This window comes from Candidatus Krumholzibacteriota bacterium (assembly GCA_034520215.1).
In the GTDB taxonomy this organism is placed as follows: Bacteria; Krumholzibacteriota; Krumholzibacteriia; order Krumholzibacteriales; family WJIX01; genus JAGHBT01.
Genome location: JAXHNR010000001.1, coordinates 194927 through 206757 on the forward strand (window position 1 = coordinate 194927; position 11831 = coordinate 206757).

Consider the following 11831-nt stretch of genomic DNA (forward strand, 5'->3'; position numbering starts at 1 on the left):
TTATAAAATTGTGCAGGGGAACTAATCAGAAAAAGGAGGCGGATTATGAGTATGTTTTGTTTTCAATGTCAGGAAACAGCTAAAATGGAGGGCTGCGCCGTCAGGGGGGTCTGCGGAAAGAAAGAGGATACCGCAAATCTTCAGGATCTGTTAATTTACGTTTTAAAAGGTATTTCCGTAGTGGCTGAATCTGCCGGTAATGTTGACAGGGAAACCGGGCGTTTTGTTTCCAGGAGTCTTTTTGCGACAATTACCAACGCTAATTTTAATAACGACGATTTCGTAAGGCTTATCACCGAAGGGTTGAAACTGAGGGATGAGCTTAAGAAAAAATATGAGATAAAGGGAGACCTTCATGATTCAGCTGTCTGGTATGCCGACGATATAGAAGGATTTGAGAAAAAAGCCAAGGAAGTAGGAGTCCTTTCTACAAGCGGCGAAGATGCAAGATCTCTGAGGGAATTGCTTGTGTATGGAGTAAAAGGGATAGCGGCATACGCGGATCACGCGGCGATTCTTAACATGGAAGATGATACTATATATGAGTTTATGATAGAAGCACTGGCATCTACGACAAAGAACCTTGATACGGGCGAAATGGTTGCCGAAGTATTGAAGGCCGGAGATGTCGCGGTCAAAACGATGGCTCTGCTAGATAGTGCCAATACCAGCGAATACGGCAATCCCGAAATTACAGAAGTAAATATCGGCGTCAGTGATAAGCCGGGTATTCTTATATCCGGACATGATCTTAAGGATATGGAAGAATTGTTGAAACAAACTGAAGGCACAGGAGTTGATGTATATACTCACGGTGAAATGCTGCCCGCGAACTACTATCCGAAGTTCAAGAAATACGATCATTTCATTGGAAATTACGGGGGATCCTGGTGGAAGCAGAAAGATGAATTTGAAAAATTCAACGGCCCCGTTTTAATGACCACAAATTGTCTGGTACCGCCCGGAGAATCTTATAAAGATAGGGTTTTTACTACGGGCCAGGCGGGATTTCCCGGGTTGAAACATATACTTGACAGAAAACCCGGAAGTGAAAAGGATTTTTCAGAAATCATCGAAATGGCTAAGGATTGTGAGGCGCCTGTTGAGATTGAGACAGGAACGATTACAGGCGGTTTTGCTCATAATCAGGTTCTAAAGCTTGCCGACAAGATCGTAGGCGCCGTCAAGTCGGGGGCTATTAAAAGATTTGTTGTAATGGGTGGATGTGACGGAAGACACGCGAGCCGCAATTATTTTACGGATGTAGCCAGAGAACTTCCCGGTGATACTGTTATTCTCACCGCGGGGTGCGCCAAATACAGATATAACAAGCTCGACCTCGGCGATATCGGCGGAATCCCCAGAGTCCTCGATGCCGGTCAGTGCAATGACAGTTACTCTCTGGCTGTCATAGCTTTGAAATTAAAGGAGGTATTTGGGCTCGACGACATAAATGAACTGCCGATATCATTTGATATCGCGTGGTATGAGCAGAAAGCTGTGACTGTACTTCTGGCTCTGCTGTCTCTGGGAGTAAAAGGTATACGCTTAGGTCCTACTCTCCCCGCCTTTTTATCACAAAATGTATTACAGGTACTGGTGGATAAATTTGATATTAAGCCCGTCGGGGAAGTAAAAGAGGATATTGAGGCTATGATGGCCGGCAAGTAGCAGTAATCTGATTTATGGTAATTCCTGCTCTGTACGGGAAAGTTGAGTTATCATCTTATATTTTTCTATTTATCAGGTGATGTTCCGCTAATAACACGAAGGGAAGATCTTACTCGGAAACCTGAAGGTGAACTGATTTTAGATGGATCCAATGTATCGGGAATTTGATCTTCCCTGAATTGCCGCCGGCTATGCTAAAGCGTAATTATTTACTATCAAAATAGTTTACGAGTTTAATAAATATTATTTTAAGTAATTCCGGAGAATAACCTTGACATTGAATTAATATATAATTATAATCATTACAAATTTAGAATGGTTTAAAAGCAGGTGTTCAATGGGTAAGATAAAGAGTTTTCTTGAAAAAGAGTGTGTCTCTCTCACACCGCAGAGACTGGCTATTATAGAATTTCTTGAGGGGAATGAATCCCACCCGACCGTGGATGAAATATACACTAACGTAAAATCACTGTACCCGACAATATCAAAAGCTACAGTATATTCCGTGCTTGAACTTCTAAGCGACCTGGGAGTCATAAAAGAACTGTCCATAAGAAAGCGGGGCGAGGCCTGTTTCGACCCATCAACTGTTTTGCATCATCATTTCCACTGCAGAAAATGCGACACTGTAATAGATATTGACGTTGACTCATACGATGAATCTACTATACTCGATACAGTGGACTCTCTAGGGCATAAAGTTGAAGATATCCAGCTGTATATTTACGGGATCTGCAGGGACTGCATTGACAAGAATACTTAACAGATATTTCGGAGGCGGAAATTGAAGAGAACAGAACTCAAAAAAGGTATTTACTGGGTAGGCGGGATAGACTGGAAATTGAAGAATTTTCACGGTTACCTGACTCAGCGGGGTTCCACATATAACGCCTATCTTATAGTCGACAGGAAAATAGTGCTCGTTGACACCGTGAAACATTATCTCTTTGATGAAATGCTAACGCGGGTAGGGGAGATAGTTGATCCGGCAGATATCGATTATATTGTTTCGAATCATGTTGAGATGGATCACAGCGGCTCTATCCCCGCTGTCCTTAATATCGCTCCCGAGGCAAAGGTGATAACTTCGACGAGGGGTGAGAAGGGTCTGCGTAAACATTACGGCAGCGATATTGACCTTACGGTTGTAGAGTCCGGTGAAAGCCTTGATATCGGAGAGAGAACCCTAAGCTTTACTCATACACCTATGGTTCACTGGCCCGATAACATGGTTACATATATACCTGAAGATAAGATTCTGTTATCAAACGACGCGTTCGGACAGCACATAGCTTCCTCTGAGAGATTCGATGATGAAATAGAGTTGGGTATAGCGATGGAGGAAGCGGCGAAGTACTACGCTAACATTGTGATGCCTTACTCGGCGCAGGTTAAAAAAGCTCTGGAAGCCCTTTCCGGCTTAGATATAGAGATGATAGCGCCGAGCCACGGGATTATCTGGCGTAAGGGAGTTGACCGTATTCTCGATGAATACAAAAAATGGTCGAACTCCGAATCATCATCTAAAAAGGGGTTGATCGTTTACGATACGATGTGGGGTTCGACTGAAAAAATCGCTTACGCTCTCTCGGAAGGTATGGAAGAGGAGGGTGTTGATGCGACTTTAAGGAGTTTGAAGCACCACAATATCTCTGATATTATGACGGAAGTTCTCCGGTCCCGTTTCATTATGATAGGTTCACCTACTCTGAATAACGGAATGCTCCCCTCTGTAGGTGAGTTTCTTACGTATCTCAAGGGACTGAGACCGGCGGAGAAGACCGGCCTCGCGTTTGGTTCTTACGGCTGGGGAGGTCAGGCTGCCGGAGAAATAGAAGAGGTCTTAAAGAAGCTCAAATGGGAATTACCCTTAGATAAAATAAATATAAATTATATTCCGGATGCTGAAAAGCTGGAGGAAGTTAAAAAAGCCGGAAGCGAATTTGTAACTCTCAGTAAGCAGGGGAGCCGATGATCTTCCCTATAAATTATACAGGAAAGAAGGAGGTATTAAATGGCGGCGAGAATGGAAGTATACGAATGCAACATATGCGGAAATATCGTTGAAGTTCTTCACGGAGGAAAAGGAGAGCTGGTTTGCTGCGGCGAGCCTATGGAGCTTCTTGAGGAGCAGACAGCTGACTGGAAAAACGAGAAGCATGTACCGGTGATTGAAAAAGACGGAGATAGTATAAAGGTGACAGTAGGAAGCACTCCTCACCCCATGACAGAAGAACATCACATAGAATGGATAGAAATTTCCAGTGACGCGGGCAGGGTATATCGTAAATATCTTAAACCCGGTTCAGAACCCGGAACACATTTTATAGTCTGTGAGGAATGCTCCGAAGGCCTTAAGGCTCGTGAATTCTGTAATATTCACAAACTGTGGGCTACTGAGTAGAAACAGAAAAATTATTATATGAAGTTAGAAAACAGGAAGAGAGTAAACTGGGGAGGTTAACCGATGGCATCCCTTAAGGGAACTGAAACTGAAAAGAATCTTTTAACGGCATTCGCAGGAGAATCACAGGCGAGGAACCGTTACGATTATTTTGCCTCAAAAGCCAAAAAGGAAGGGTACGTGCAAATTTCCAATATATTTATGGAAACGGCGCGCAATGAAAAAGAACATGCCAAAAGGCTTTTTAAATTTTTAGAAGGGGGCGAAGTTACTATAGAAGCCGGATATCCCGCCGGAATTATCGGATGCACCACTGAGAATCTTAAGGCGGCCGCTGAAGGCGAGAATTACGAACATACTGAGATGTACCCCGAATTCGCCAAGACTGCAGAAGAGGAAGGGTTCGGTAAAATAGCAGAAGTCTTCCGCAGGATAGCGGTAGCAGAGAAACAGCACGAAAAACGCTATCTGGATCTGCTTGAAAACATAGAAAAGAAAAGGGTGTTTAAGAGAGAAGAACCTCAAAGATGGAAATGTGATAACTGCGGATATATTCATGAGGGAACTGAAGCGCCGGATGTATGTCCCGCTTGCGATCATCCCAGGGCACATTTTGAGATACTCGGAGAAAATTACTGATTTCACTCTTAATACCTTTTAAGTGAAAGGCTCTTTTAAAGATATGTGAAACAGGAAAACAAAACAGAAGTGGAGCGATCGTATAAGGAGCAACAGAATGACATCAATCATCTATAGATATACACCCTTGGAGACTGCATGAATCCCTTTAACGATCGCTCCCTTAACACAAAACAAGCTGTAAGGATATTCTAATAGAGGAAGGAACGGGAAGTCAACAGTTTTAAGGACAAAAAGTACAGGCTGTGTTAAATGCTTTATTCAGAAGAGTAAAATCATTTATTTCTTGTTTTTGTTAGTGAAGGACCCGGAATCCCCTGATGGTGATAGACAATGATAGCACAAAAATGGTTATGTGAAAAATGCGGTTATTCTGAAGTCGGGGTTTTTCCGCCGAAGAACTGTCCTGAATGCGGGGCCGGCAGAAAGTCCTTCAAACGGGAGAATGAATACGGATTCCCCGGAGAAGAAATTGACAATGTTGTGGCGGCATGCTGGAAGGTCAGTTATGGATTGTATATGGTCAGTTCCATAGACGGTGAGAAAATAAACGGACAGATATGCAACGCTTTCATGCAGATAACATCTGATCCGCCCCGTTTCGCTATAGGTATAAACCATCAAAATCTCACACATGAATATATTGAAAAAAGCGGAGTGTTCGCCGCCTCGATACTCGGAAAAGAAGATCAGAGAATAGTAAGAAGATTCGGGTACAGATCCGGAAGAGAGTTTGATAAATTCAAGGGCATATCCGTTGTCAAGGGAAGAACGGGATGTCCGGTTTTAAAAGATTCTCTGGGGTATATAGAATGCGAGCTTATCAAAGATTCTCAGATCGACGCGGGCACTCACAGCATATTTGTAGGTGATGTGGTGGGAGGTAAGGTTTTAAAGGATGAAGCGCCCATGACATACGAGTACTATCATAAGAACAAACAGCGTTAAGAGCATTCGCCAGACGGAATAGGCCTTCAGGTATTTTATGGGTATGATCTTTAAAAAGGGAAGTTGTTCAAGTTAAGAAAGGAGAAAAAATGGATAAGTGGGAATGCACGGTTTGTGGTTACATATATGATCCCGAAAAGGGAGATCCTGATAACGGAGTAGACCCTGGAACTCCCTTCGGAAAATTGCCCGAGGACTGGGTATGTCCGGATTGCGGCGCGGGCAAGGATGAGTTTGAAAAGATCTAGCGTCCAGCCGGAACTTTTATCTTGAGATTGTCAATTTATTTGATCGGAAGGAAGAATAAAGATGGGCTCATTTTTTAATGCCGATGAAGTATTCGAAATGGCTATGGATATCGAAAAGAGCGGCGAATCGTACTATAGGAAAGCAGCCGGGAGAATGGAAAACCCGAAAGTAAAAGAGTTAATGGACTATCTCGCCGATGAAGAACAAAAACACCACCAGGTTTTTGCCGGACTCCGCGGATCTCTGCCGCAAAAATTAACTACCCGCTCAATGCCTGATCCTGAAGACCAGGAGAGACTGTATCTAGACGCTCTGGTTAAATCAAGGCTTTTTACAGGTGATCAGGAAGCCGAGAGGGTCGCTGCGAGTATGGATGGAGAGTTAGAAGCTCTGAAAACGGCGTTGAATTTTGAAAAAGACACAATACTCTTTTTTATAGCCATGAAGGATATGACCCCTGAAAAGCTTGGCAGGGAGAAGATCGACTTATTGATAAACGAAGAGCATACTCACGTAGTAAAAATATCAAAAGAGATAAAAAACCTGACGTGAAATAAGCGAAAATGCTTCCGTTTATCATTCGAAGGGAAAGAATTATTACGCTTTAGGGCTGACGGGTTTATTCATACCTGTCTTAAACTCTGTTTTTATCAGCACAACAGCTACTTAAAGATATGTAAGTAGAGAGGGTTTGAAGCGATTAAGCTGCAAAGGTTTGATAAATTTGGCTTATAATTTCTAATCCCGCGGAAAGCAGTCCGCGGGCGGCAGCGCTGTAAAAAGGATGCTGCTACCGCGCGGATACTTTCGCGTCATTCCCTTCGGACGGGGATAATTCTTCGAACGTTACCTCTCCGTTATTCCAGTCGGCCAGAACGGTAGCGCCTTCCTTTATGTCCCCTTCCAGAAGTTTCTTTGCCATTGGGTTAAGTATCGTTCGCTGTATGATTCTTTTAAGAGGTCTCGCTCCGAACTGAGGGTCATAACCCGATTCAGCCAGAGCTTCCATGAGTTTTTCTGAGACTTTAAGATCGAGGTTCTTTTCTTTGAGTCTTTCGTTCAACATCTCTATCTGTATTTTAACAATATCAGATATATTATCCTTGGACAGGAAATCAAAAGTGATTATTTCATCTATCCTGTTAAGGAATTCCGGTTTGAAAGAATCCCTGAGAGCTCCCTTCATCTTCTTTCTGATTTCTTCAGGGTCTGTCTTCCCCTTTTCGTCCAGATAGATGCTTCCCAGATTTGACGTCATAATCACGATAGTGTTTCTGAAGTCCACAGTGTGTCCTTTGGAATCTGTAAGCCGTCCATCGTCCAGGAGTTGCAGAAGGACATTGAACACATCGTTATGGGCTTTCTCGATCTCATCGAACAGGATCACGGAATACGGATTTATTCTTACGGCTTCAGTAAGATACCCGCCTTCTTCATATCCGATATAACCGGGCGGAGCTCCGAGAAGTCTGGAAACGGAGTGTTTTTCCATAAATTCCGACATATCTATTCTGATTATTGCCTTCTCGTCGTCAAACAGCTGTTCGGCAAGAGCTTTGGCGAGTTCCGTTTTTCCGACACCGGTCGGGCCGAGGAAAATAAAGGATCCGAGGGGTTGGTCGGGATTATGAAAACCGACCCGCGAGCGCCTTACCGTGTTGCTTACCGCCTCGATAGCCTTTTTTTGACCCACGACACGTTTTGAAAGTCTCTTCTCGAGATTTATTATTTTATCCCTTTCCTTTTCCACCATTTTACTAACAGGTATTCCGGTCCAATTGCTTACGACCCGGGCGATATCATCTTCTGTTACTTCCTCCCTGATAAGTTGATTGCCGGATTCCTCCAGTTTCTTGAATTCTTCCCTCGAGTCTTCAAGCTCTTTCTCAAGCTGTACGATCACGCTGTATCTCAGTTCTGCCACTCTTTCGAGGTCTCCGTCTCTCTGAGACAGCTTTTCTTCCGTTCTGGCGCGGTCGAGTTTCTCCTGGATTTCACGTATTGAACCGACAATCTTCTTCTCGTGTTCCCATCTTGTTCGTATTGCCGAGGCGCGTTCCTCAAGATCTGAAAGTCTCTTCTTGACTTCATCGAGACGCTGTTTAACCTCTTTCTTTTTCTTTTCTTTCTCAAGTGCTCTTCTCTCTATTTCAAGCTGGGTTATCTTATCCTGGATTTGTGCCAGTTGGGCGGGAACGCTGTCCATCTCCATCCTCAACGCGGAGGTAGCCTCATCGACAAGGTCTATCGCTTTATCCGGCAGGAAGCGGGAAGTGATGTATCTGTTTGATAGCTTCGCGGCGGCTATGAGCGCGGAATCAACTATTCTGACTCCGTGATGTACTTCGTATTTTTCCTTCAAACCCCTTAGAATACCGATTGTCTCTTCGACTGACGGCTCACCGATAAGGATAGTCTGAAATCTCCTCTCGAGAGCGGCGTCCTTTTCTATGTGCTTTCTGTACTCGTCCAGTGTTGTAGCGCCGACGCATTTGAGTTCCCCTCTGGCCAGAGCCGGTTTTATCATGTTGGACGCGTCTACGGCCCCCTCGGCCGCACCCGCTCCGACGAGTGTGTGCAGTTCGTCTATAAAAAGTATTATTTGGCCTTCAGCTCCCGTTACCTCCTTTAAAACGGCTTTGAATCTCTCTTCAAATTCACCCCGGAACTTAGCGCCCGCGATCAGAGATCCCATATCCAGCCCCAGCAACCTCTTGTCCTTTATATTTTCAGGCACTTCGCCCGCGGCGATTCTTTGGGCGAGCCCCTCTACTATGGCTGTTTTACCGACGCCCGGTTCTCCGATAAGCACGGGGTTGTTTTTAGTGCGCCTGGAGAGAACCTGGCTGACCCGTCTTATCTCTTCATCTCTCCCTATAACAGGATCGAGTTTTCCCTGGCGGGCGAGACGGACAAAATCGGTTGTAAAACGTTCCAGAGCTCTGTATGTGCTTTCAGCGTTCTGGCTCGTCACACTCTGTGAGCCCCTGACCATCTCAAGAGCTTTTATAAGTCCATTGCGGTCAATTCCGGCCGTGCGGAGTATTTTTCCAGTTGAAGTCTCATCGCCCGCCAGGGCAAGAAGAAGATGCTCACTGCTTATATAATCATCCTTCATCCTGTCGGTCTCAGTCATAGCTTCTCTCAATATCTCCTGCAGTTCAACAGAGGGACGGACATCTCCTATGCCTTTCTCTATTTTCGGGCAGGCGGACAGGGCGTTATTCAAAGATTGAGCGAGCGCCGCTGTGTTTACGCCCATCTTCTCTATTACTGGAAGAACTATTCCATCCTCTTGTTTAAGTAGCGCTTCGAGGAGGTGTACCGGCTCCATCTCCGTGTTCCGGCCCTTAAGGGCGGATTCTCTCGCCGATACTAGAGCTTCCTGTGCTTTTACTGTAAATCTATCCTGGTTTAACATAATCTCTCCTTTGACGTTTGATTAACGCAGTTAGCGTGCCATATTTTATAATATTCTGTATGTGTATAAATGGCAATGAGTTGGATTGGCCGCACCTAACGGAAGGGAGTAATTCTGCCTTGTAACTGACTAATATACTGCCGCGATGACAGCTGTCATTAATAAAAAATGTCATTGTGGCAGTATTATTTTAGGTTTTTCCCAAAGACATTCTTTCCGGTCTGTAGCAATTCTATATCCTGCAGATGAAGAATTGGGGTTACTCCATCATGAGTTTATATTGCGTCAGCGGATATTAAGATGGTAGTATGTGAAGAGTAGAGTTGGAAGTTATTATTAAACCAAAGGAGGATTATTATGCGTACGAAATTTATTTTAATACCGTTTCTGATTTTTGCTTGCCTGACAGAAGTTTCCGCGCGGGAAGGCAAAACTATTAAGCTCTTAAAACCTGAAATTGACGGCGGCAGGCCGCTCATGAGGGTGCTCCAGGAGAGAAGGTCAATGAGGGCGTTCAGCGATAAAGAGCTTCCCGTGCAGGAGCTTTCAAATCTGCTATGGGCCGCTTTCGGAGTAAATCGCCCTGAGTCGGGAAAGCGTACCGCTCCGTCTGCCGTGAACTGGCAGGAGATTGATGTTTATGTATCGAGGGCTGACGGTCTTTACCTCTACAACGCGAAGAAGCATACACTAGAGCTTGTTATGGATAAAGATATAAGGGCTGAGACCGGCGGGCAGGATTTTGTAAAAGATGCGCCCGTGAATCTTATATTTGTAGCTGACTATTCAAGGATGAGCGATATGAGCGAGGAGAGGAAAGATTTTTATTCAGCCGCGGACACCGGGTTTATCAGTCAGAATGTTTATCTTTACTGCGCTTCTGAAGGGTTGGCTACAGTTGTCCGGGGTATGGTTGACAGAAAGGCGCTGGGCGAGAAGATGCGGCTTGAGCGGGATCAGAGAGTTGTCTTCGCGCAATCCGTGGGTTACCCTGAAAAGTAGCTGTTCTTCAATCCGGGAGGAATATTGATGAAGTATGATTTTGATTTAATTTGTATTGGTCTGGGGCCGGCGGGGATGGCGGTTTCCGTGATGGCCGCGGAAATGGGACTGAAGGTATGCGCTGTGGAAAAAGAGAAGATAGGGGGGGAGTGCATGAATGTGGGATGTATTCCCAGCAAATCTCTGCTTATAATTTCGAAGATGAAACACGCGGCGGCTAAGCTCAAAGAGATGGGACTGACAGAAGATGGGGCAACCGAAATCAGCCAGCCCTTTACCAAGATCGATGAATATTTGAAATTTATTTCTGATAAAAAGACAATAAAGATGTTCAAGAAGGTAGAGCTTATATTAGGTGAAGGGAGCGCGAGTTTCGTTGACAGACATACTCTAAGGGTCGGAGATAGAACTGTCACGGCAAAAAAAATATTCATCGCCACAGGCACAGAGCCTATGGTGCCGCCTATTGAAGGTGTCGCCGACATAGAAATTCTGACAAACAGGAATATATTTCAACTGACCGAAATACCCGAGAGTATGACAATAATCGGCGGAGGAGCTATAGGTTGTGAGATGGCCCAGGCATTTTCGCGTCTCGGTACCAGGTGCAGTATTATTCATATGGACGATTTTCTTATTCCGCTTGGAGATCCGGAAGCGGGCGGGCTTCTCGAGGATCTCTTTAAAAGGGAAGATATCGAAGTCTATAATTCAAGAAAGATAAAAAAAGTTGAAAGGACCGGAGATAAAATTTCCCTGTATTCAGAAGACGGGCTTACTCTTACATCAGAAAAACTGCTGATTGCGGCTGGAAGAAGGGTCGTCATGGATAAACTGAACCTAGATGGGGCGGGGGTTAAATACAGTAAGCGCGCAATCGAGGTCGACTCCAGATACAGAACGTCAGCTAAAAATATATATGCTGTGGGAGATTGCAATGGCGGTATTATGTTTTCCCACGCGGCGATGCATCAGGGGATGTTCGCGATAATGAACGCTGTAAGCCCATTCTCCACTTTCAATTATAGAAAATATGTTATTCCGTGGACTGTTTTTACGGAGCCTCAGGTTTCATACGCGGGGATGAGAGAAGAAGAAATAAAGGAGAGGGGCATCAAGTACAGAACATATGTATCAAAGTATGAAGATTACGGTGCCGCAATCGCCGAAAATGTGGGAGTGGGGTTTGTTAAAATCTTCGCGAATTCGTCGGGCAGGGTTTTTGGAGCAAGTATCGTGGGTGACGGATCGGGCGAAATGATAAATGAATGGGCCCTTGTAATCCAGAAAAAAATCAGACTGCATGACGTTATGTTCCTGGCCCATTCATTCCCCACGATGGGCTTCTTGAGTAAAAGGGTTTCGGAAATGTGGATGATGGAAAAGATGGAAAGCTCTTTTATCAAGAAATTATGCCGTTTTTTCTTCAGGAAAATGTAAACTTCAGCGTTACTTCATATACCATAAAGGATTGCATGAGAGGCGGAAATGTTTGAC

Annotated in this window: 11 protein-coding genes; 10 read left to right on the forward strand and 1 reads right to left on the reverse strand. The window is 44.6% G+C overall.

The window, feature by feature from the left end; genetic code table 11:
• The first annotated feature begins 51 nt into the window (after positions 1 to 51).
• The 8 genes from hcp (at position 52) to U5O15_00895 (ending at position 6463) form a co-directional block, all read left to right on the forward strand.
• Complete coding sequence (gene hcp / locus U5O15_00860; protein MDZ7859214.1) at positions 52 to 1671, forward strand: hydroxylamine reductase; 1620 nt, start codon at positions 52 to 54, stop codon at positions 1669 to 1671.
• A gap of 337 nt (positions 1672 to 2008) precedes the next feature.
• Positions 2009 to 2434: a transcriptional repressor gene (locus U5O15_00865; GenBank protein ID MDZ7859215.1), complete on the forward strand. Its 426-nt coding sequence runs from the start codon at positions 2009 to 2011 to the stop codon at positions 2432 to 2434.
• A 21-nt stretch (positions 2435 to 2455) separates the two neighbouring features.
• The gene (locus tag U5O15_00870) at positions 2456 to 3646 is read left to right on the forward strand and encodes an FprA family A-type flavoprotein (protein ID MDZ7859216.1); all 1191 of its coding nucleotides are present in this window, start codon (positions 2456 to 2458) and stop codon (positions 3644 to 3646) included.
• A gap of 39 nt (positions 3647 to 3685) precedes the next feature.
• Positions 3686 to 4075, forward strand: a complete 390-nt coding sequence (locus U5O15_00875) for a desulfoferrodoxin (protein ID MDZ7859217.1) — start codon at positions 3686 to 3688, stop codon at positions 4073 to 4075.
• A gap of 63 nt (positions 4076 to 4138) precedes the next feature.
• Complete coding sequence (locus tag U5O15_00880; GenBank protein MDZ7859218.1) at positions 4139 to 4714, forward strand: rubrerythrin family protein; 576 nt, start codon at positions 4139 to 4141, stop codon at positions 4712 to 4714.
• A 333-nt stretch (positions 4715 to 5047) separates the two neighbouring features.
• Positions 5048 to 5662, forward strand: a complete 615-nt coding sequence (locus U5O15_00885; protein ID MDZ7859219.1) for a flavin reductase — start codon at positions 5048 to 5050, stop codon at positions 5660 to 5662.
• Positions 5663 to 5751: 89 nt separating this feature from the next.
• Complete coding sequence (locus tag U5O15_00890) at positions 5752 to 5910, forward strand: rubredoxin (protein MDZ7859220.1); 159 nt, start codon at positions 5752 to 5754, stop codon at positions 5908 to 5910.
• Between the two features lie 61 nt (positions 5911 to 5971).
• On the forward strand, positions 5972 to 6463 hold the full coding sequence (locus U5O15_00895; GenBank protein MDZ7859221.1) for a ferritin family protein: 492 nt from the start codon (positions 5972 to 5974) through the stop codon (positions 6461 to 6463).
• 238 nt (positions 6464 to 6701) lie between these two features.
• Here U5O15_00895 and clpB read toward each other — a convergent pair whose 3' ends face one another.
• Positions 6702 to 9332, reverse strand: coding sequence for an ATP-dependent chaperone ClpB (gene clpB, locus U5O15_00900; GenBank protein MDZ7859222.1), 2631 nt, complete (start codon positions 9330 to 9332; stop codon positions 6702 to 6704).
• Positions 9333 to 9689: 357 nt separating this feature from the next.
• Between clpB and U5O15_00905 the strand changes: the two genes are divergently transcribed.
• Together U5O15_00905 and U5O15_00910 are read left to right on the forward strand one after the other, a co-directional pair.
• The gene (locus U5O15_00905) at positions 9690 to 10334 is read left to right on the forward strand and encodes a SagB/ThcOx family dehydrogenase (GenBank protein ID MDZ7859223.1); all 645 of its coding nucleotides are present in this window, start codon (positions 9690 to 9692) and stop codon (positions 10332 to 10334) included.
• Between the two features lie 27 nt (positions 10335 to 10361).
• Positions 10362 to 11774 (forward strand): NAD(P)/FAD-dependent oxidoreductase, encoded by a 1413-nt coding sequence (locus U5O15_00910; protein ID MDZ7859224.1) that lies wholly within the window; start codon positions 10362 to 10364, stop codon positions 11772 to 11774.
• Positions 11775 to 11831 lie beyond the last annotated feature (57 nt).